Annotated in this window: 22 protein-coding genes; 13 read left to right on the top strand and 9 right to left on the bottom strand. The window is 61.8% G+C overall.

Going from position 1 to position 19,571, the window contains the following annotated elements; translation table 11 throughout:
• The first annotated feature begins 114 nt into the window (after positions 1-114).
• From FHX11_RS27425 to FHX11_RS27390, 8 genes are all read left to right on the top strand, one after another.
• On the top strand, positions 115-378 hold the full coding sequence (locus tag FHX11_RS27425) for a DUF982 domain-containing protein (RefSeq protein WP_184363796.1): 264 nt from the start codon (positions 115-117) through the stop codon (positions 376-378).
• 230 nt (positions 379-608) lie between these two features.
• Positions 609-1,616 carry a sugar ABC transporter substrate-binding protein gene (locus FHX11_RS27420; protein WP_184363793.1) on the top strand — a complete coding sequence of 336 codons (1,008 nt, stop codon included), beginning with the start codon at positions 609-611 and terminating at the stop codon, positions 1,614-1,616.
• Between the two features lie 53 nt (positions 1,617-1,669).
• Complete coding sequence (locus FHX11_RS27415) at positions 1,670-3,220, top strand: sugar ABC transporter ATP-binding protein (protein ID WP_184363790.1); 1,551 nt, start codon at positions 1,670-1,672, stop codon at positions 3,218-3,220.
• Positions 3,210-4,232, top strand: coding sequence for an ABC transporter permease (locus FHX11_RS27410; RefSeq protein WP_184363786.1), 1,023 nt, complete (start codon positions 3,210-3,212; stop codon positions 4,230-4,232). Before FHX11_RS27415 ends, FHX11_RS27410 begins: the two co-directional genes overlap by 11 nt.
• A 1-nt stretch (position 4,233) precedes the next feature.
• Positions 4,234-5,232: an ABC transporter permease gene (locus FHX11_RS27405; RefSeq protein ID WP_184363784.1), complete on the top strand. Its 999-nt coding sequence runs from the start codon at positions 4,234-4,236 to the stop codon at positions 5,230-5,232.
• A gap of 77 nt (positions 5,233-5,309) precedes the next feature.
• Positions 5,310-5,531 (top strand): DUF1127 domain-containing protein, encoded by a 222-nt coding sequence (locus FHX11_RS27400; protein WP_184363781.1) that lies wholly within the window; start codon positions 5,310-5,312, stop codon positions 5,529-5,531.
• 58 nt (positions 5,532-5,589) lie between these two features.
• Entirely contained in the window at positions 5,590-6,426 is an 837-nt protein-coding gene (locus FHX11_RS27395) for an AraC family transcriptional regulator (protein ID WP_184363778.1), read from the top strand.
• An 88-nt stretch (positions 6,427-6,514) separates the two neighbouring features.
• Positions 6,515-6,682 carry a hypothetical protein gene (locus FHX11_RS27390; protein WP_184363775.1) on the top strand — a complete coding sequence of 56 codons (168 nt, stop codon included), beginning with the start codon at positions 6,515-6,517 and terminating at the stop codon, positions 6,680-6,682.
• A gap of 386 nt (positions 6,683-7,068) precedes the next feature.
• On the opposite strand, the gene FHX11_RS27380 is transcribed toward FHX11_RS27390, so the two are convergent.
• Together FHX11_RS27380 and FHX11_RS27375 are read right to left on the bottom strand one after the other, a co-directional pair.
• Positions 7,069-7,395 (bottom strand): type II toxin-antitoxin system RelE/ParE family toxin, encoded by a 327-nt coding sequence (locus FHX11_RS27380; protein WP_184363769.1) that lies wholly within the window; start codon positions 7,393-7,395, stop codon positions 7,069-7,071.
• A gap of 176 nt (positions 7,396-7,571) precedes the next feature.
• A complete protein-coding gene (locus FHX11_RS27375; protein ID WP_184363766.1) occupies positions 7,572-8,375 on the bottom strand; it encodes a class I SAM-dependent methyltransferase in 804 nt (267 codons plus the stop codon).
• A gap of 166 nt (positions 8,376-8,541) precedes the next feature.
• On the opposite strand from FHX11_RS27375, the gene FHX11_RS27370 reads away from it, so the two are divergent.
• Together FHX11_RS27370 and FHX11_RS27365 are read left to right on the top strand one after the other, a co-directional pair.
• The gene (locus tag FHX11_RS27370; RefSeq protein WP_184363985.1) at positions 8,542-9,648 is read left to right on the top strand and encodes an ABC transporter substrate-binding protein; all 1,107 of its coding nucleotides are present in this window, start codon (positions 8,542-8,544) and stop codon (positions 9,646-9,648) included.
• A gap of 252 nt (positions 9,649-9,900) precedes the next feature.
• Entirely contained in the window at positions 9,901-11,985 is a 2,085-nt protein-coding gene (locus FHX11_RS27365; protein ID WP_184363762.1) for a bifunctional diguanylate cyclase/phosphodiesterase, read from the top strand.
• A 30-nt stretch (positions 11,986-12,015) separates the two neighbouring features.
• On the opposite strand, the gene FHX11_RS27360 is transcribed toward FHX11_RS27365, so the two are convergent.
• On the bottom strand, positions 12,016-13,164 hold the full coding sequence (locus FHX11_RS27360; RefSeq protein ID WP_184363759.1) for an ROK family protein: 1,149 nt from the start codon (positions 13,162-13,164) through the stop codon (positions 12,016-12,018).
• 149 nt (positions 13,165-13,313) lie between these two features.
• On the opposite strand from FHX11_RS27360, the gene FHX11_RS27355 reads away from it, so the two are divergent.
• From FHX11_RS27355 to FHX11_RS27345, 3 genes are read left to right on the top strand one after another with little or no spacing between them, the layout of a single operon-like run.
• A complete protein-coding gene (locus FHX11_RS27355; protein WP_184363756.1) occupies positions 13,314-13,586 on the top strand; it encodes a hypothetical protein in 273 nt (90 codons plus the stop codon).
• Positions 13,587-13,627: 41 nt separating this feature from the next.
• Positions 13,628-14,512 carry a glycerophosphodiester phosphodiesterase family protein gene (locus FHX11_RS27350; protein WP_184363753.1) on the top strand — a complete coding sequence of 295 codons (885 nt, stop codon included), beginning with the start codon at positions 13,628-13,630 and terminating at the stop codon, positions 14,510-14,512.
• Entirely contained in the window at positions 14,509-15,288 is a 780-nt protein-coding gene (locus FHX11_RS27345; RefSeq protein ID WP_184363751.1) for an inositol monophosphatase family protein, read from the top strand. The genes FHX11_RS27350 and FHX11_RS27345 overlap by 4 nt, the downstream gene beginning before the upstream one ends.
• Here FHX11_RS27345 and FHX11_RS27340 read toward each other — a convergent pair.
• From FHX11_RS27340 to FHX11_RS27315, 6 genes are read right to left on the bottom strand one after another with little or no spacing between them, the layout of a single operon-like run.
• The gene (locus FHX11_RS27340; RefSeq protein ID WP_184363748.1) at positions 15,285-15,614 is read right to left on the bottom strand and encodes a type II toxin-antitoxin system RelE/ParE family toxin; all 330 of its coding nucleotides are present in this window, start codon (positions 15,612-15,614) and stop codon (positions 15,285-15,287) included. The genes FHX11_RS27345 and FHX11_RS27340 overlap by 4 nt on opposite strands.
• Positions 15,611-15,898, bottom strand: coding sequence for a type II toxin-antitoxin system ParD family antitoxin (locus FHX11_RS27335; RefSeq protein WP_246781166.1), 288 nt, complete (start codon positions 15,896-15,898; stop codon positions 15,611-15,613). The genes FHX11_RS27340 and FHX11_RS27335 overlap by 4 nt, the downstream gene beginning before the upstream one ends.
• Before the next feature lie 21 nt (positions 15,899-15,919).
• Positions 15,920-16,678 carry an ABC transporter ATP-binding protein gene (locus tag FHX11_RS27330; RefSeq protein WP_184363745.1) on the bottom strand — a complete coding sequence of 253 codons (759 nt, stop codon included), beginning with the start codon at positions 16,676-16,678 and terminating at the stop codon, positions 15,920-15,922.
• Positions 16,675-17,532 (bottom strand): ABC transporter ATP-binding protein, encoded by an 858-nt coding sequence (locus tag FHX11_RS27325; RefSeq protein WP_184363742.1) that lies wholly within the window; start codon positions 17,530-17,532, stop codon positions 16,675-16,677. The genes FHX11_RS27330 and FHX11_RS27325 overlap by 4 nt, the downstream gene beginning before the upstream one ends.
• Positions 17,529-18,464, bottom strand: coding sequence for an ABC transporter permease (locus tag FHX11_RS27320; RefSeq protein WP_184363739.1), 936 nt, complete (start codon positions 18,462-18,464; stop codon positions 17,529-17,531). The genes FHX11_RS27325 and FHX11_RS27320 overlap by 4 nt, the downstream gene beginning before the upstream one ends.
• A 5-nt stretch (positions 18,465-18,469) precedes the next feature.
• A complete protein-coding gene (locus FHX11_RS27315) occupies positions 18,470-19,567 on the bottom strand; it encodes an ABC transporter permease (RefSeq protein WP_184363736.1) in 1,098 nt (365 codons plus the stop codon).
• Positions 19,568-19,571 lie beyond the last annotated feature (4 nt).

Below are 19,571 nucleotides of genomic sequence, written 5' to 3'. Positions count from 1 at the left end.
GCCTGCCGCAAGCCCCTATCCGCAGCATGGAGATGTGGATTTCGTCGGTGGAATCGTTTTTGGAACGGAACTTGCGTGGTTAGCGATAATCTAACGATCCGGAGACCATGCGTTATGAAATGGCACACTTCGCATCAGTTTCCCGCGCTGAGGCTCGTCGTGCGCGGCCGAAAAAAATACAGGCTGATCAGATCGGTCCGGGACGCGGCGATGATGCTGATTTCGGATTGGCCGACCGACGATGGCGAGGAATATGTCGTGGCTGTCAGAACCTGTCTCGACGCCCTGCACAATGTCGTTCCTCCCGAAGCCGTCCGCGAAGCCCTGATCCGCGCCGCCGACGAAGAGAGGATTTCGCATATTTCCATCGTTCGCTGAGGCCGCACACGCGCCCAGCCGGCCGCTCCTTCTCAAATTGCGAAACGGCCATTCCTCCCTCTTCCCTCGGCGCGGACCAGAGGCCGGCGGCCCGGAATTTTGTGGTCGCCATACCCCCGCTCCTTCTCGGAGAACTTTTCTTTCGATCGCGTTCTTTTGGAATGCTGTTTCTCTCAACCCCAATAAATCCATATATTTTATGGGGAATAAACACCGAGAGGGTTCATTCCATGACAGAACAACACAAAACCGGCCTTGGCCGTCGGGAAATCCTGAAACTCGCGGCCGTCACGGGCGCGACATTCGCCGGCGCCGGCCTTTTTGCCAGCCAGGCTGCCGCAGCCGACGATGGCTTGTCGCTGAAGGGCAAGCGTATCGCCATCAGCGCCACCGGCACCGACCATTATTTCGATCTTCAGGCCTATAATGCCCAGATCGCCGAGGTCAAACGCCTTGGCGGCGAGCCGATCGCCGTCGACGCCGGCCGCAACGACGGCAAGCTGGTCTCGCAGCTTCAGACGCTGATCGCCCAGAGGCCCGATGCGATCGTGCAGATCCTCGGCACGCTCAGCGTCATCGACCCCTGGCTGAAGAAGGCGCGCGATGCCGGAATTCCGGTGCTGACCGTGGATGTCGGTTCGACCAACTCGATCAACAACACGACCTCGGACAATTGGGGCATCGGCAAGGACCTAGCCCTCCAGCTCGTTTCCGACATCGGCGGCGAAGGCAACATCCTCGTCTTCAACGGCTTTTACGGCGTCACGCCTTGCGCGATCCGTTACGACCAGCTCGTCAACGTCATCAAATATTTCCCCAAGGTGAAGATCATCCAGCCGGAACTGCGCGACGTCATTCCGAACACCGTCCAGGATGCATTTGCGCAGGTCACGGCGCTTCTGAACAAATATCCCGAGAAGGGCTCGATCAAGGCGATCTGGTCTGCCTGGGATATTCCGCAGCTTGGTGCGACGCAGGCGATTGCCGCCGCCGGCCGCACCGAAATCCGCACCTATGGCGTCGATGGAAGCCCGGAAGTGCTGCAACTGGTCGCCGACCCGAATTCGCCGGCAGGCGCAGACGCGGCACAGCAGCCGGCCGAAATCGGCCGCACCGCGATCCGCAACGTCGCCAAGCTTCTGGCGGGACAGACCTTGCCGCGCGAGACCTACGTGCCGGCGCTTCTGGCCAACAAGGCCAACGTCGCCGAGGTCGTCAAGAAACTCGGCATCGGCTGATTTGCCATTGGCGAGGCGGCCGACCGCCTCGCCAAGCCTTGATCGGAGCCCCCATGACGGCATCTTCGCCTTCGGCACCCGCACACTCGGATGACTATGTCATTCGCGTCGACAGGGTCGTGAAACATTTCGGCGGCGCGCAGGCGCTCGCCGGTGCCTCGCTTGCCGTGCGTCGGGGCACCGTGCACGGTCTCGTCGGCCAGAACGGCGCCGGCAAATCGACGCTGATCAAGCTGCTCGCCGGTCTGCACAGGCCGGATGAAGGCCACGCCGAAGTCGAGGGGCAATCCTTCGATCACCTGACACCGCATCTGGCCGAAGAACTCGGCATTCATTTCATCCACCAGGACCGGTTGCTGGTGCCGACCTTTACCGTCGGGGAAGCGCTCTTCCTGGGCCGCGAACCGCGCATCGGCCGCACGCCCTTTCTCGACCGCCGCCGCATGCAGCGGCGCGCCAGCGAGCTGCTTGCCAATTATTTCGGGATCGATCTGCCCAGCAAGGCCCTGATCAGCGAGCTGTCCACGGCCGAAAAGCAGATCGTGCAGATCACCCGCGCCCTTCTCAACCAGCCGAAGGTGCTGGTCTTCGACGAGCCGACGGCGGCGCTGATCCGGCGCGAAGCCGATATCCTCTTCCGGCTGATCCGACGTCTGCGCGACGAAGGCGTGACCATCATCTACATCTCGCATTATCTCAACGAGATCGAGGAGCTGTGCGACCATGTAACCGTCATGCGCAACGGCCTCGACGTCGCCTCTCTGCCGATCGCCGCGACATCGGCCGGCGCCATTGCCCGCTTGATGGTCGAGCGCGACATTGCCGATATGTTCCCGAAGCGCCAGATCGAGCTTGGAGAGGAAATCCTCAAGGTCGAGGGGTTGACGGCGGCGAGCCGCTTCACCGACATCAACTTCACCCTTCGTCGCGGCGAGATACTCGGCATCACCGGCCTGCTCGGCTCCGGCGCCAAGGATCTGGTTCGCACGCTTTTCGGCCTGGAAAGAGCCTCCGCCGGTCATATCGCGGTCGCGGGCAAACCGGCGCGCAGCGTCAGTCCCACGGAAGCGGTCGAGCGGCAGATTGCCCTGGTGCCGGAAGACCGGCGAGGCCACGGCGTCGCGCTCGATCTCAGCCTCACCGAAAACATCACGCTATCGAGCCTCGCCCGCTACACCCGCTTCGGCTTCCTAAACCGCAAACGCGAGCGCCGCGATACAGATGATCTCATCAAACGCCTTCAGATCAAGGCCGCCGGACGGGAAGCATTGGTGCGCACGCTGTCGGGCGGCAACCAGCAGAAGGTGGCGATCGCCAAGTGGCTGAGCCGCCATTCCGAAATCTACTTGCTCGACGAGCCGACGGTCGGTGTCGACATCGGTTCCAAGGTGGAAATCTACACGCTGATCGGCGAGCTCGCTGCCCGCGGTGCCGGTATCATCGTACTATCCTCGGATCTGCCTGAACTGATCGGCATCACCGATCGCATTCTCGTGCTCTTCCGCGGCCGCATAAGTCGCGAATTCGTCTCGTCGGAAACAACAACGGACGAGGTACTGGCGGAATCGTCCGGCGCCTCGCAAGGATTGCGCCATGTCGGCTGACATTCAATACGCCCCCGACGCCGGTTTCGAGACGGCGAAGACAACGAGCGGTACAGGCGGCAATATCGCCGCGGCGACCCTGCGCTTCGGCTCGCTGATCACCTTTGCCCTGATCCTCGCCGTCTTCTCGCTGACGGCGCCCTATTTCCTCACCCTCGGCAATATCGGCAATGTACTCGGCCAGTCCGCTATCTCCGGCGTACTGGCGATCGGGCTCACCATCGTGCTGATCGCCGGCGGTGCCAACGTCGTTACCGGCGGCATCGACCTTTCGCTCGCCGCCAATATGGGCCTCAGCGCCGCCGTCTATGCGACGCTGACGCAGCTCGGTTATAGCGATGCCGTGGCCATTGCCGCAACGCTGGCGACCGGCCTTGCGATCGGCGCAGTCAATGCCGCAGCCGTCGTGCTCGCCGGCATCGTGCCGCTGCTCGCCACGCTTGCCGTGATGAATATCGTCGCCGGCCTGGAACTGGTGCTGACGCAGAACACCGTCCTGCCGGCCTCCACCGATGTCCTGACGCTGCTATCGGCCTCCGACAGCTTCGGCATTCCGGTCCTTGCCTATGTGCTCCTCGGCTTCACCGCGATCGTGGCGGCGATCGTGCAATATACGCCGCTCGGTCTCCGGCTTTATGCCGTGGGCGAGTTTCCGGATGCGGCGCGCGCCGCCGGCTTGCCGCTCAAGCGCCTGCTGGCCGGCGCCTTCCTCGCCAGCGGCCTCTGCGGCGGCATCGCCGGTATTCTCTCCGTCTCCTATCTCAGCGGCAGCACCACCGGCTCCGGCGAAATGCTCTTGCCGGTCGTAGCCGCCGCCCTGCTCGGTTCGGTCTTTTCACGACGGCTGGTTCCGACGATCCCTGGCGCGCTGCTCTCCACCCTGCTCGTCGGCTTCCTCGTCAACGGCTTCCAGCTTCTCAACCTGCCGAGCACGCTGGTCAACGGCATTCAGGGCCTTCTCATCCTGATCGTCGTTTCCGCGACGACCCTGTTGCGCAAGCGGGAGATCTGACATGTCGCTTTCGAATTCCGCCGCCCCATCCCAGGCTTGGCCGCGTCGCGCCGTCGCCGTGCTGGCGCGATACGGCCTGATCCTGGCGCTCCTGTTCGTCTTTGCCATCTTCTCAGCCGCGACGCCGACCTTCCTGACGCCGGGCAACCTGCAAAGCATTCTCGTCAACAATTTTACCCTGCTTGCCATCGTCTCGATCGCCATGACCTTCGCGGTCTCCTCCGGTGGCATCGACCTTTCGGTGGGAACGGCGGTCGATTTCGCGAGCTTCGCCTTCGTCTCGCTGGTGCTTGCCGGCCAGCCGGTGGCGCTCGCCGTGCTGGCAGGCCTTACGGCCGGCGCGGCGGTCGGTGCCTTCAATGCCATTCTGATCTCGGGGATCGGCATGTCGCCGTTCCTCGCGACCCTCGGCACGCTTTTCATCGGCCGCAGCATCCAGCAGCTTCTGACGAATGGCGGCAATCCGGTCTACCTGCCGCCGGCCGGCGTGCCGGACGCCTTCCGCTTCCTCGGTCACGGCGCGATTGCCGGCATTCCCGTGCCGCTCGTCATCGCGATCATCATCATCGCGGTGGCCGCCACGCTCTTTGCCCGCTCGCGCTTCGGCCGCGTGGTGCTGTCGATCGGCATCCAGCCAAGCGTCGTGCGCTATTCCGGCATCAGGCTTCGCGGTCATGTCGCCGTGACCTTTGTCCTTGTCGGCCTCATCGCCGCCATTGCCGGCCTAATCCTGACGGCGACGGTCACGGTCTATATCCCCTTTTCCGGCAATGCCTTCCTGTTGAACGCCATTGGTGCGACCTTCATCGGCACGACGCTTTCGCCGCTCGGCCGGCCGAATGTCGCGGGAACCGTGCTCGGCGTATTGCTGCTCAGCATCGTCGCCAACGGCCTGCTGCTGACGGGACTGAATTTCTACTGGCAGCAGGTCGGCACGGGCATATTGATCTTCGCGGTGCTCGCCTTCAGCTTCCTCAACAAGAAGGCCGGCAACGGATAATCGCTAAATAATTCGACAGCGCGCTTTGCCGCGAACGGTCACACTGCCTCATCGAAACAACCTCGATGGAGACGACAATGACCACGAATGCGATTGCCACATCCTTTCGCCGCTCTGAACAGACAGCCTACCCGCTATTGCGGCGGCTGCTTGCCATCTCGATCTGGATTGCCGCGAAACTGAAGGCACGCAGCAACCGCAATGCCTTGCTGGAACTGTCCGATGACCAGCTGAAGGATATCGGCCTGTCACGCGGGCAAGCCTATAGTCACGACCATATCTACACACGCTACAGGTAGATGTGTTAGAACATCACAGGTTGCGGATGCGTCCGCGCGGCTGATATCGGATTATGCCATGTCGGGCTTTTCAATCGATCTTCTGCTCAAGACGAAGACAGTCACGATCAGAGATGTCGTCTGCGATGGCGCATGCCGGCACAAAAGCGCCGAGGAGTGCGCCCGCTCGACCAGCCTCGTCTATCCCTATCGCGGGGTATTCCTGCGCCATGTCGGTCGCAAGGACGTGGTGGCTGAGGCAAACCAGGTCGTGTTTTTCAACAGCGGACAGGCCTATACGATCAGCCATCCTGTCGGAGGCGGCGATGCCTGCATCGATCTCGCCATAGACGAGGCCTTGCTGGAAGAGTTGGCGCCGAAAGAGCAGGCCCAGACGGCAGATGCACTGATCTTTCGCCGCCAGCGGCGGCGGATCGATCCGCGCGCGCAGGCTCTGCTTGCCTTATTGAGACACAGTCTGAGGCGCGGCGTCGCCGAGACACTCGAAGCGGAAACGCTTGCGCTCACCCTGGTGCGGCGCTCGCTCGGCGAGCGGACCTCGCATGCCGCTGGCGCGACGACAGGCCGGCAGAAACTGGTCGACCGCGCCAAGCTCGTCCTGTCTTCCGATCTCGCACGCCGATGGACGCTCGCCGATATAGCGAGCGACGTCGGCGTTTCCCCGGTTTACCTCACACAGGTTTTCCAGCAGGTGGAAGGCATTCCACTCTACCGCTATCAGCTACGCCTGAGATTGGCGCGGGCGCTGGACTTGCTTGGCGAGTATGACGACCTGACCGCCCTTGGCCTGGAGCTCGGCTTCTCGAGCCACAGCCATTTCAGCGCCGCGTTCAAACAGGCCTATGACCGTACCCCGGCCGAGTTTCAACGGCTCGCCCATCTGCGCGCGAGATAGATCGCTAAAGAATCCGACAGCGCCAATATCGCCAAGATGATTTCCTTGCCTCATCCCCAAACCGGGGACATCGAACGGAGGAATGGAAATGACCCAACGCACTTGCGCCGCCTGCGCCTGCGACTGCGAACTCGATGCCCAGTCCATCAAGGTCAAGCTCGGCGGCAAGACCGTCGAGGTTTGCTGCGAGGAATGCGCTCAGGCGCTGAAGGAAGCGGACAGTGCCATGGCGGCAAGGCCGCATGGCGAAAGTTAAGAACCATCCGCCGCGGCATCGACGTGCCGCGGCGGATGTATCTTTCGTGCCTTCAACCGATATAAACGCATGCGAAATATCGCCAGTACATGCCAGTGATCGTAACCTTTATTCGGCGGGCACCAAATCGAGCCGAACACGACGACCGAGCGCGGACGCGTAACGTGTCACCAAATCGAAGCTCGGCATATGGTGAGCATTTTCCAGCCGAGCAACGACCGACTGGGTCGTACCCATCCGTTCCGCTATTTGCTCCTGTGTCAAACCTGCCTCATGCCTCGCCTCTACCATGGCACCGACAAGCGCGTAGACTGGTCCCAGCCGATCATATTCCGATCTTACGTCTGGATTGGCTAGAAGCCGCTCCTTAAGTTTTGCGAGACTGGTCATCCCTTAATCTCCTTCGCCCTGTGTTCGGCCAATTCAAGAGCCGTTTTCGGGGTTTTCTGGCTTTTCTTCACAAAAGCATGGACGACAATGACCCGCCGGCCGACGGCAGCAATGTAGATGGCTCGCCCAATGCCATCGCGGCCACCGAAACGCATCTCCCATAGCTTTCCACGTAGATGCTTGACATGTGGCTCTCTTATCCGCTCCAGCCCAACGGATTCGATACGCTCGGCCAACCGCAAAAACGCTGCCTGCATATCACTTGGCATGGAGGCTATTTCATCATCGACTGTCGCGTCGAGCGTTTCCACCGTCCAGCTCACGGCGCTTGACCGGGCTCGGCTTCAAACTCCATCGCGGCATATCCTCCTCGAATAGTACAGAGAAAATATAGCACATTTGCAATATTTTCAAGTTTGAAATTGCGCGACTGCCAAGGCGGATTATCTCCACGATTTCGAATTCGGCGCCGTCGTCCAACGAACAGAAGCACTCCGTCCTATTTGCTGGCGCAAATGGCGTAGCGGTGCTGCGCGGCACGCTCCAGGCCCTTCAGGAAGTCGAAATTCTTGCGCTGCGTGCGATGGATGGCGCTCATATCCGTGTCGATGACGACCGATGTGAACCCCGCCTCCCGCAGGAGCGCCGCCACCGCTTCCGCACGGGCACCATCGGCGAAATAGACGCGGGACAGAATGCTGCGATGGGTTTCGGCCAGATCGGCGCCCGGTCCATTTTGCGCTCGCCCATCTTTCTTGCCGAAGCGTGCGAGGAAAGCGGCGAACTTGCCTGCGATCCTTGCCACAAGGGTCGGATTGACGAAGTCTCCATCGATGACCAGCAGCTTGCCGCCCGGCTTCAACACACGATGCCATTCCTGGAAGGCGGCGAGCGGATCGACGAGTGTCCAGACCAGATGCCGGTTGACGACCACGTCGTAGGTGCCGTCCGGTTCCATGGTGTTTTCGGCATCGCCCATCAGGAAGCGGATCGAGCGGCCGCGCGTCTTGGCCTTGGCGCGCGCGCGCTCCAGCATCGGCTCCGCCCAATCCATGCCGGTTACCCTGTAGCCGAGATCGTCGAGCAGGTGAGAGACCACCGCCGTACCACAGGCGAGATCGAAAGCCGTGCGTCCCCTGCCCTCTCCGACATGACGCCGGAACAGAGCATGCCATGCGGCCCGCTCCTCCTCGGAAAAGATTTCATGGCCGGGCTGGCTGTCGAAAGTCTCGGCCCGGATCGACCAATAGGCCTTTATCTCGTCACGCAGATCGTGATTGGAGCGCAGGTTAATTGTTTGCATTTCCTATTTTTCCCAAGGGCACAGCCCAGAATAGAAGCCTTCTAAAAGATAATTCTTGACTGTAAAAGTCATAAAAACATAAATCGCGCCCAAATTGATTGCTCAGACCAAATTTATCGCTCAGGAGAGGCAAGTGTTCAACGTCCATAAAGTGGCTTCGGTCACCATGCTCGTGCTTGGTCTTTTCACCGGCATGGCTATCGCCGGAGAAAAGGTCACCGTCAAGGATATCACCGGGCGTGACGTCCAGGTCAGCGTTCCTGTCGAGCGCGTCATTCTCGGCGAGGGCCGGCAGATCTACTTTACCGCCGCTCTCGATACCGACGCTCCGTTCAAGCGCATCGTCGGCTGGCGCGATGACTTCAAGAAGGCCGATCTAGACGGCTACAACGCCTATCTCGAGAAATTTCCGGAGATGGAGAAGATCCCGACCTTCGGCGGCATGAAGGACGGCACCTTCGATATCGAACAGGCGGCGACGCTCACGCCCGACGTCATCATCATGAACATCGACGCCAAGTCCGCGACGGAAGAAAGCGGCTATATCGAAAAGCTCGCCAAGCTCGGCATTCCGCTCGTCTATGCCGACTTCCGCGAAAAGGCGATGGAAAACACCACGCCCTCCATGCGCCTGATCGGCAAGCTGTTCGGCAAGGAAGCACGCGCCGAGGAATTCGTGAAATTCCACGATGAGCAGCTGGCCCGCGTCACCGACGTACTCGCCAAGGCAGGCGACATCAAGAAGCCGCTGGTCTTCATCGAGCGCGCGGGCGGCTACAGCGACGATTGCTGCATGTCCTTCGGCAACGAGAATTTCGGCCGGATGGTCGAGATGGCCGGTGGCGTCAATCTCGCCAAGGACATCATTCCCGGCACCTTCGGCACGGTCAATCCGGAACAGATCATCGCCTCCAATCCGGATCAGGTGATCGTCACCGGCGCCAATTGGGAACTCTATGTCCCCGGCGGCGCCTGGGTCGGTGTCGGTCCCGGCGCGGACAAGGCGGTGGCTGCCTCGAAGCTTGAAAAGCTGATGCACCGCCCGGCCTTCACCGATATCAAGGCCGTCAAGAGCGGCAACGTCCATGCCATCTGGCACCAGTTCTATAACAATCCCTATCAGTTCGTCGCCATTCAGCAGATCGCCAAGTGGCTGCACCCGGAACTGTTCAAGGATCTCGATCCGGAAGCGACGTTCAAGGAACTGCATGAGCGCTTCCTGCCGGTCGAATACCGCTCCGGTTACTTCGTGTCGTTGAGCGCCAGCCTTTGATCCATAAAACCGGCGGGTGCCAGGCCATCCGCCGGTTTTATCCGCGACGGCTTCAAGACCGTAGCGCGAGACGTATCATTTGTGACAGAACGATGAAAATTGTCGTCAAAGGCATCGTTGTCCCGAAGCGTCCCTATCCTCTTTACCCGATCTTTATTGTTTGCCCGTGAAAGAATTGGCCGCTGATTATCGGTCTGGCGAACGCCCCACCAACCGGCTATGGTCGTCGCCTATGGACTTGGGATTTTTTTAGTGCGCGTCGTTTCATGTATCGCCACGGAGCATAATCTGTGGCTCGTTCTCCTTGCTGCATTCGTCTGCGTCAGCGGCGGGTGGATAACGCTCAATCTGCTGCGGCGATCGGAGATGACGCAGGGTCTTCAGCGTGGCGGCTGGCTGTTTCTGACCGCGGTGGCCGCCGGCTCTTCCGTCTGGTGCACGCATTTCATCGCCATGCTCGCCTATGAGGTCCAGGCGCCGATCACCTTCGATCCGATCCTGACGATGGCCTCCCTGCTTGTGGCCGTTGCCGGATCTGCCGTCGGTTCCGCGACGGTATCGCTGCGCAGTGTCCGATCCGCTCCGGAAATCGGCGGCGCCATCATCGGCCTGGCGATCGCAGCCATGCACTACACCGGGATGATGGCCTACCGCGTCGACGGCATCATCGAATGGAATGCGGATTACGTGATCGCGTCGATCGTGCTTTCGACGGTCCTGGCGGCGGCGGCTCTCAGCCAGGCCATCCGCCGCCCCTGGCGCTACTCGCCGCTCATCGCTCTCCTTCTCTTCGTACTTGCCGTCGTCACGCTGCACTTCACCGCCATGACCGCTCTTTCCGTCACGCCGATGGCAACGGGATCGGCAGCAACCGACCCGCATGTCCTGGAGGCGATGGCCATTGCCGTTGCGGGTGTCGGCCTGCTGATCGTCGGCACCGGCGTTGCCAGCTACATGATCGACGAACGCGCCACGCGGGAATCCATCCAAAAGCTCCAGCATATGGCGCTCAATGACCTGTTGACCGGCCTTCCCAACCGCGGCAGCTTCAGCGAGCACCTCAAGCAGGAGATGGAACAGGCGGACGGAGAGACCAAACTTGCCGTCATCGGCATCGATCTCGACCGCTTCAAGGAGATCAACGATCTTCGCGGGCATAAGGCAGGCGACCAGGCCCTGAAGACGATCGGGCGCCGGCTGGCGCGACTGGTGAAGGACGGCGAGTTCGCTGCCCGCGTCGGCGGCGACGAGTTTGCGGCGGTCAAGCGCTTCAAACGGCAGAACGATCTTCTCGATTTCGTGGCCCGTTTGGAAAAGACCATGTTCGAGCCGATCCGGATCGACGATTTCGAGACGGTGACGGGTGCCAGCATCGGCGTTGCCGTCTATCCCGACGATGGCCTCGACCAGGAGCGCCTCGTCAGCAATGCCGATCTGGCGATGTACCGCGCCAAGGCCGATATCGGCCGTGTCGTATGCTTTTATGAATCCAGGATGGATGAAGCCGCCCGTGCACGTCACACGCTCGCGCAGGATCTGCGCCGGGCCGTGGAACTCGATCAGCTCGAGCTGCATTATCAGGTCCAGACCTCGGTCCGGACCGGCGAGGCCTGCGGCTACGAAGTGCTGCTGCGTTGGAACCATCCGGAGCGCGGTCAGGTGCCGCCGGCGGAATTCATACCGATCGCCGAGGAAAGCGGCACAATCCTATCGATCGGCGAATGGGTGCTGCGCACGGCCTGCGCGCAGGCCGCTTCATGGGGCAAGCCCTACAAGATCGCCGTCAATCTTTCACCCGTGCAGTTCGCGCATGCCGACCTCGCCCGCCTGGTGCAAGATATCCTGCAGGAGACGGGCCTGGCGCCGAACAGGCTGGAACTGGAAATCACCGAGTCCACCATCATCGCCGACAAGAGCCGCACGCTGCACATGCTGCGCCGGATCAAGGCTCTCGGCGTCACCGTCGCGATAGATGATTTCGGCACGGGCTATTCGTCACTCGATACGCTGCGCTCCTTCCCTTTCGACAAGATCAAGCTCGACCGCTCCTTCATGAGCGAGGTGGAGGGAAGCGTTCAGGCGAAAGCCATCGTGCGGGCCGTCCTGACACTTGGCCGCAGCCTGGCAATTCCGGTGCTTGCCGAAGGCGTGGAAACCAATCATCAGCTCGAAATCCTGCGCGTTGAAGGCTGCGACGAAGCCCAAGGCTTTTTCCTCGGACGCCCCAAGCCGGTCGGGCAGATATTTTTGCCGGACCAAACCATCGGCGCAGATTTTCCGGCATCGTTTTCGGGCCGCATCCCGCCCGTTCGCGTCAGGCGCCGATCGATCGCTTGAGGCGGCTAAGGGCCGCACGCGACTGAACGGTTAGAGGAAATAACGCAGTTTCAGCGGTAGCAGCGCGGCCCCGATCGCCGCGGCGTCGCCTTGCATCTCGCTGAGCACCAGTCGTGCATCCCGCGAGCCGACGCCATAGCGGTGAGCGCGTTGCGACGGCATATGGGCGCGTGCGATCATCATGCGCCCGAGCGCCTGTGGCAACTGCCCGCCGAAGACGATCGCCTGCGGATCGATCACCCCGGTCAGGGTCGCGATCAGCCGGTCCAGTTGTGGCATCGTCCTGTCCAGCCATGCCTCGACACCGGGCCAGGACGGCTCGAACCGCTGCTGCAGCTCATTGATCGAATGAATGTCGATGCCATTGTCGCGCAGCGTCGCGATCAGATATTGCAGGGCGGGCCGTCTCAGCGATTCATCCGGCGTGAAGATGGTGCTGAATTCGCCGGCATTACCGTGAAAGCCGTGAAAGGGCTTGCCATCCAGGATCAGGCCGCCGCCGAAACCATAATTGAAGGACAGATAGGCGAAGGTGGAGCACCAGAGGCCGGCGCCGCGCAGGCTCTCGCCGATGGCACCCGTCGTTCCATTGTTCTCCAGCCAAACGGGCAGGCCAAAGGCGCGTTCAAGATCTGGGCGCAGATCGATGAGCGACCAGTCGCGCAGGGGCTCGGGCGCATTGAACTCGCGATTGTCCGAGACAAAGAAGCCCGACATCGAGAAGCCGAGCCCCAGAAGGCGCTCACGCGCAATGGAATGTTTTTTCAGGATAGATTCGAGCGTCTGCAAAAGCGCGGCCGTGGTCGCCTGACGGTCGCTCGGCACCATTTCAAGCGCCTCTTCCGCAACCACATTGCAGGCGAAATCGGCCAGGCACAGGGTCGCCGAATCGGTATTGATCGAGACGCCGACCGAATAGACCGCCTCCCGCACCAGTTCGATCGTCGGGCTCGGCTGGCCGCGCGTTCCCTTCAAGGGCGCACCGGCACGCAGGAACCCGCCCTCCATCAGCGTCTCGACGAGGCGATGCACCGACTGCTGGGTCAGATTGGTATGACCGGTGATCGTCGAACGCGCAATCGGCTCATGGCGTCGCACGATATCGAGGATCATCCGTTCGTTGTCGCTGGCAAGCGGCGACCTGTCGAACTTCATCGCGGAGGCGGTCGGAGGTGTCATGGCTCTGGCTTAGCCGCTCGCACGAGCGGTCGCAATCCGGCTTGCAAAGGCCTGATCATCTTTTCGCCGGACTTGTCATAAATACTACACTTAAAGTGTATTAATTGTGACGAGAACATAGTCCTTCTCGTTGGAAGATCGGCATAATCATGAAACGTCTTGCCGCAGGCGCCATTTTTCTGGCGCTTGCAACGCTGCCAGCACATGCGGCCGATACGAATTTGAAGAACCTGGATAAAGCCGAAGACACCGTCACCATGTATGATTTCGCCGGCGGCGCCTATCCGCTCCTCTCCTCCACCGGTGTCGTCGGCAATGTCGCGCTGACGAAGATCCTGCCGAACATGGATCATTACGATCCCGTCCTCGCCAGCCGCATCCTGCGCGCCGATCTGATGGCGGCCGGAATGGGCAAGATCTGACCCTCCCCCTCCAGACCAACCAAGACCTGAAAGTTGCCTCCATGCCCAGCCAGACCGCCCGTTCCATCTCCGTCCGTTTTCCGGACATCTTCTCGCTCATCTCGCGCGAAAACCCGGATATTCTCACCATCGCACATCGCGGCCTGTGGACGGCCGCGCCGGAAAACTCCCTGACATCGATCCGCGCGGCGGCGGAACTCGGCGTCGAGATCGTCGAAATAGACACGCAGGTGACAGCGGACGGCAAGCTCGTGGTCATCCATGATGCGACACTGGACAGGACCACCAGCGGTACGGGGGTCGTGAGTGCCAGCGATCTCGCCACCATCCGCAGCGCGCGGCTTCGCGAAGGCGGAGGAGGAGCAGCCGCGGCGGTGACCGGCGAACGCGTTCCAACGCTCGAAGAAGCACTGGAGGAGGCACGCGGACGCGTCTTCGTCAATATCGACACCAAATATCCCCGTGACCTGCCGCTGGTGATCGCCACGGTCAAGCGGCTCGGTGCACAGGGCCAGGTCATCATCAAGACCGATGTCGAGCCGGCATCCGGCAAATTCCCGGTGCTCGACGCCGACTGGTTCGGCACCATTCCCCACATGCCGATGTTCCGCATCCGCCCTGGTCGCTTCGCCGAGGATCTGCGGCTGATCGAAGCGCTGCGCACGCCGATGGTCGAAGTGAAGTTCTCCGACATCGCCGATCTGGACGGCGGACGCGAGGAGCTGGAGCGCCAGAACATTCGCCTCTGGATCAACACGCTGGATGTTGCCCACAGCCGCGATTTCAACGACAGCAGAGCGCTTACCGATCCCAACCGCGTCTGGGGCGTGCTTGCCGAAGCCGGCGTCGGCGCCATTCAGACGGATACAGTGGCCGACTTCAAACGCTGGCTCGCCGGCCGCCCGGCAAAGGGCGCGTCGCGATGAGCGTCCTTCATGAACGCGTCTTCCGAGCCAGTGCGATTATCGAGGAGGCTACCGCACTGGCGCTGGACTTTTTTGCCGCGCGCCAGACCGTCGAAACCCATTCCAAGGGCGCGCAGGATTTCGTCTCCGAGGCTGATACGGCCGTCGAAACCTTGATCCGCGAGAGGCTTGCCGGCGCCTTCCCTGGCGAGGCGGTCGTCGGCGAGGAATTCGGCGGACAATCCGAAGCCGCCTACTGGATCATCGATCCGATCGACGGCACCTCGAACTTCCTGCGCGGCTCGCCGCTCTGGGGAATCTCGCTCGGTTTCGTGCGCAAAGGCCGGCCCGAACTCGGCGTCGTCGCCATGCCGGTCATGGGCGAGATCTATGCGGCGGCCGATGGCACCGGCCTGCTGATGAACGGCAAGCCGCTGGCCCGCACCGTGCCGATGGAGGATGTTCGCGTCATGTCGCTCGGCGACAGCCTCAGCGACGATCTTGACGCCGCCGCCCGGCTGCAAACCGGCCTCAGGCGTGCCGGCTGGGTGGTCGAAGCATTGCATTCGACCTCGATCTCGCTGCTCTTTGCCGCGCGCGGCATTTTCGACGGGCACCTGCAGAAGGTAACGACGATGTGGGACATCGCCGGCGGCGCGGTGTTGGCGCGCGAGGCCGGGCTGGAGGTGCGGATCGGCGAGGATTCGGCAAGCCGCATACCGTGGATCGCGGCGGGAACGCCCACTCTGCTGGCCGCGACCGAGCCGCTCTGGCCGGAGATCAGATCGGATAGTTAGGGCTGTTCCAGTTCCCGCATCCATTGCGGAATATCGCGTTTGGCGTGAAGCACGCGCCAGACGTCGATATGTGTCGCTTGGTCACGATAAAAAACCAGATATGGGTATCGTCGCAGCGAAACAGTCCGAAGATCGGCTATCCCCAGTTCGTAGGCATATCGTAATGAGCCGGAGCCGGAATGATGGGCGATGTGCTCGTAAGCCGACTGCAGAGCATCGACAAAGCCCAACGCGATCTCCATTCCGGCTTCGCGCGCATAATGGTCCACGGCCGTCTCGACATCCAGACGGGCCAATTCCCGCGGGATAATCGTCTTGCCGTTCATTTGCCGGGCTGGCTGCGCGCGCGATCACGCAAGCTGGTAAAATAATCCGCGTCGGCCGGTTCGGTGGCCGCGGACGATACTCCATCGAGCAAAAGTTTGCGCAGGCCAAGCCGATCTTGATCGCGGCGGATCAATTCGCGGATATATTCGCTGCTCGTGCCATAGCCGCGTCCCGACACTTGCTCATCGACAAAGTGCTTGAGGCTCTCCGGCAGTGAAATGTTCATGGTGCTCATGTCGGCACGATAGCGGTAATGGCAAAAATTGGCAAGAATATCTGGCAACTGGCCTCCGCCGCTTGAAATCTACGCAAGCGCCTCCCGCCCCTTGCCATACATCCTGCTCGCCCTGAGCAGACGCTGCGAATAGGGATGCTCGACCGCGCCCTTTCGCAGCGTCTCGATCTCGACCTGCTCGACAATCTCACCCGCTTCCATGATCGCCACGCGGTCGCACATGTGGGAAACGACGGCCAGATCGTGGCTGACGAGCAGATAGGTCAGGCCGCGCTCCTTGCGCAGGTCGTCCAGCAGATTGAGGATTTCGGCCTGCACCGAAACGTCGAGGGCCGAGGTCGGTTCGTCGAGCAACAGCACCTCGGGATTGAGAACCAGGGCGCGGGCGATGGCGACGCGCTGGCGCTGGCCGCCGGAGAGCTGGTGCGGAAAGCGGAAGCTCAGCGCGGGATCGAGGCCGACCGAACGCAGCAGGGCGTCGACATCCACCGATCCGGTCGCAAGACCCTGGTTGCGGAGCGGCTCTTTCAGCTGCGAACGGATCGTCTTGCGCGGATGCAGCGATCCGTAAGGGTCCTGAAACACCATTTGCACGCGACGGAAGAATGGCCGGTCCCGGTGTCGATGGAGCGGCTCGCCATTCAGCCTGATCGTGCCTTCATAATGCGGATTGAGCCCTGAGACGGCGCGCAGCACCGTGGATTTGCCGCAGCCGGACTCGCCGACCAGACCGAATGCCGCTCCCTTTTCGACGGCAAGACCGACATGTCTGACAACCGGCCTCTGGCCAGCGCCGAAACGGATGGTGAGGTCGTCGATTTCAATCACCGCGACTGCTCCAGAGTTTTGCCGTCGAGCCAGGACGGATCGCGCTTGAGGATCGGCAGGCGTGCCGGCGGAGCGTCGATCGACGGCAGGGAGGCGAGCAGCCCCTGCGTATAGGGATGTCTCGCCTTGTCGAGATCGCACGCCTCCAGGACCTCGACCACCCTTCCGGCATACATGATCAGCACTCGGTCGCAGAAATTACGCACGAGGTTCAGGTCGTGGCTGATGAAGATCAGACCGAGATTGCGCCGGGCCACCAGTTCGTCCAGCAGAGCCAGGATCTCCAGCCGCACGGTGACATCGAGCGCGGATGTCGGTTCGTCGGCGATCAGGACCTCCGGCTCGGCGATCAGCATCATGGCGATCATCACGCGCTGGCCCATGCCGCCGGATATTTCATGCGGATAAAGGCGGGCAACCCGCTCGACATCGCGGATCTGGACGGCCTCGAGCATATCGAGCGTCTGGCGATATGCCTGCTTCGCGCTCGCCTTCGGATAGTGAAGGCGGTAGGTCTCGGCGATCTGCTCGCCAATGCGCATCACCGGATTGAGCGAATATTTCGGGTCCTGCAGGATCAGGCCGATCCGCCTTCCCCGTATCGCCATCATCATGCGCTCGTCGGCGGTCAGCAGGTTCACGTCGGCGAAGGTCATCCGCTCGGCCTTGACGACCGCCGTGGGCGGCAGCAGCCGCATGATGGCGCGGCCGACCGTCGACTTGCCCGAGCCGGATTCGCCGACGATGCCGAGCTTTTCCTGTCCGAGGGAAAAACTGACGCCGCGTACCGCCTTCACGGCGCCGCCGCCGAAAGCGATCTCGAGATTGCTCACATCGATGAGGGAAGAACTCATTGCGAACCTCTCGGATCGAGCACGTCGCGCAGGGCATCGCCGACGAGGTTGAAGGCAAGGCTCACCAGCGCGATCGCAATGCCGGGCGCGGCAATCACCCAGGGGCTGTCGAGCATGAACTCGCGACCGGTGGCCGCCATCGCGCCCCATTCCGGCCAAGGCGGCTGCGCGCCCAGCCCGAGAAAGCCGAGGCCTGCGGCAGTGATGATGATGCCGGCCATGTTGAGCGTCACGCGCACGATCACCGAGGGGATGCACATCGGCAGGATATGGCGTGTGATGATCGCCAATGGCGTCGCCCCTTGCAGGCGCACGGCGGCAATGAAATCGGCCTTGCGCAGGCTGAGCGTCTCGGCGCGGGCAAGCCGGGCGATCGGCGGCCATGCCGTCAAGGATATGGCTATGATCGCATTGGTGATGCCGGGGCCGAGTGCGGCGGCAAAACCGAGCGCCAGCACCAGACCGGGAAAGGACAGGAAGATATCGGTGATCCGCATTAGGATTTCATCGACAATCCCCCCGAAATAGCCGGAGCAGGTGCCGATCAGCAGCCCCAGGGGTGCGACGATGATCGAGACGAGCATGATGATATAGAGCGTCGTTCGCCCGCCATAGACGATGCGGGAAAAGACGTCGCGGCCGAAATTGTCGGTACCGAGCCAATGCTCGGCCGATGGCGGCGCAAGCCGTCCCGCCATGTCCTGCGCGATCGGATCGTAGCCGGTCAGCAAAGGCGCGGCGATGGCGACGACGATCAGTAGAACGATGATGGCAAGACCGATAAGACCGAGCGGATGCAGGCGGAACTTCAGCCAGCCCTGATGGAACTGCTGCACGGACGACTGGAACCAGCCCGTCGGCTCGGGTGCGAGGAGCCATTTGCGGAAGCTGGTGGCGCTGCTGTGATCTGTGTGTTCGGCGGAAATCGTCATCGGCGTCACCGTGTCCTCGGGTCAAGAATGCGGTAGAGCACATCCGAAATAATGTTGATGGTCAGGAAGACGGCGCCGATCGTCAGCACGGCGCCCATGACGACATTCATGTCGTTCATCTGCAGCCCACGTGTCAGATACTGGCCGAGCCCCGGCCAACCGAAGACGGTCTCGATGAGCACCGCGCCCTCCAGCAGGCCGCCGAAGGTCAGCGCCATGATCGTCAGCAGCTGCACGCGGATATTGCGGAAAGCATGCCGCCAGACGACCGTGCGGCGTCCGAGCCCCTTCGCTCTCGCCGTCACGATATATTCCTGGCCGAGCTGCTCCAGCATGAAGCTGCGCGACATGCGGCAGATGTAGGCGACGGAATAATAGCCGAGGATGGCTCCGGGCAGGATGATATGGCCGAGCGCGCTCTGGAAGACGTCCCACTGCCCTTCCATGGCCGAATCGATCAGCAGGAAGCCGGTGACCGGCGTCACCAGCCCTTCATAGAGAACGTCGACCCGGCCCGACGCGCCGACGAGCTGGAGCTTGGCATAGAAGATGAAGAGCGCCATCAGCCCGGTCCAGAAGATCGGAACGGAATGGCCGGCAAGCGCCACAATGCGGGCGATGTGATCGAGGACCGTGCCACGCCGGACGGCCGCCGTCACCCCGAGCGGGACCCCGATCAGGACGCCGACGATCATGGCGATGACGGCAAGCTCGATGGTCGCCGGGAAAATGGTCATGAGATCGGACAGGATGGGCTGGCCGGTCGTAGCCGAAGTGCCGAGATCCCCGGTCGCCACCTTTCCCACATAGGTCAGGAACTGCATCCAGATCGGCTGTCCCAGCCCCAGCTCATTATAGACGCGGTCGTAGACGGCCTTGCTGACCTCCGCCCCGGTGATGGCGAGAACCGGATCGGCGGGAAGCAGGCGCCCCATCGAGAAGGTCAGGAAGAGCAGGCCGAGCAAAGTGGTGACGACCGCAATGGCACGTCCGGCCAGCCGCCGCAGCAAGGCGGCCAGCGGATGCGGCGGGGTGTCGGCAAAGCCGTCGGACCCCACGCCGCCATGCGAACCGCGTTTGGATGTCAGGTCAGCGCTCGCCACGGTT

Origin of the sequence: Rhizobium sp. BK602 (assembly GCF_014195095.1) — a bacterium.
Lineage (GTDB): Bacteria > Pseudomonadota > Alphaproteobacteria > Rhizobiales > Rhizobiaceae > Rhizobium.
The sequence above is the reverse complement of the archived record's forward strand: the minus strand, read 5'-3'. Positions and strand labels throughout refer to the sequence as shown.

What these genes read in the sequence shown, in the direction of transcription:
- FHX11_RS27390 (WP_184363775.1), top strand. Translation starts at nt 6,515, where the DNA reads ATGACCCAACGCACTTGCGCCGCCTGCGCCTGCGACTGCGAACTCGAT.
- FHX11_RS27360 (WP_184363759.1), bottom strand. Translation starts at nt 13,164, where the DNA reads ATGACACCTCCGACCGCCTCCGCGATGAAGTTCGACAGGTCGCCGCTT.
- FHX11_RS27350 (WP_184363753.1), top strand. Translation starts at nt 13,628, where the DNA reads ATGCCCAGCCAGACCGCCCGTTCCATCTCCGTCCGTTTTCCGGACATC.
- FHX11_RS27370 (WP_184363985.1), top strand. Translation starts at nt 8,542, where the DNA reads ATGCTCGTGCTTGGTCTTTTCACCGGCATGGCTATCGCCGGAGAAAAG.
- FHX11_RS27410 (WP_184363786.1), top strand. Translation starts at nt 3,210, where the DNA reads ATGTCGGCTGACATTCAATACGCCCCCGACGCCGGTTTCGAGACGGCG.
- FHX11_RS27415 (WP_184363790.1), top strand. Translation starts at nt 1,670, where the DNA reads ATGACGGCATCTTCGCCTTCGGCACCCGCACACTCGGATGACTATGTC.
- FHX11_RS27325 (WP_184363742.1), bottom strand. Translation starts at nt 17,532, where the DNA reads ATGAGTTCTTCCCTCATCGATGTGAGCAATCTCGAGATCGCTTTCGGC.
- FHX11_RS27405 (WP_184363784.1), top strand. Translation starts at nt 4,234, where the DNA reads ATGTCGCTTTCGAATTCCGCCGCCCCATCCCAGGCTTGGCCGCGTCGC.
- FHX11_RS27355 (WP_184363756.1), top strand. Translation starts at nt 13,314, where the DNA reads ATGAAACGTCTTGCCGCAGGCGCCATTTTTCTGGCGCTTGCAACGCTG.
- FHX11_RS27425 (WP_184363796.1), top strand. Translation starts at nt 115, where the DNA reads ATGAAATGGCACACTTCGCATCAGTTTCCCGCGCTGAGGCTCGTCGTG.
- FHX11_RS27375 (WP_184363766.1), bottom strand. Translation starts at nt 8,375, where the DNA reads ATGCAAACAATTAACCTGCGCTCCAATCACGATCTGCGTGACGAGATA.
- FHX11_RS27400 (WP_184363781.1), top strand. Translation starts at nt 5,310, where the DNA reads ATGACCACGAATGCGATTGCCACATCCTTTCGCCGCTCTGAACAGACA.
- FHX11_RS27340 (WP_184363748.1), bottom strand. Translation starts at nt 15,614, where the DNA reads ATGAACGGCAAGACGATTATCCCGCGGGAATTGGCCCGTCTGGATGTC.
- FHX11_RS27320 (WP_184363739.1), bottom strand. Translation starts at nt 18,464, where the DNA reads ATGACGATTTCCGCCGAACACACAGATCACAGCAGCGCCACCAGCTTC.
- FHX11_RS27420 (WP_184363793.1), top strand. Translation starts at nt 609, where the DNA reads ATGACAGAACAACACAAAACCGGCCTTGGCCGTCGGGAAATCCTGAAA.
- FHX11_RS27395 (WP_184363778.1), top strand. Translation starts at nt 5,590, where the DNA reads ATGTCGGGCTTTTCAATCGATCTTCTGCTCAAGACGAAGACAGTCACG.
- FHX11_RS27345 (WP_184363751.1), top strand. Translation starts at nt 14,509, where the DNA reads ATGAGCGTCCTTCATGAACGCGTCTTCCGAGCCAGTGCGATTATCGAG.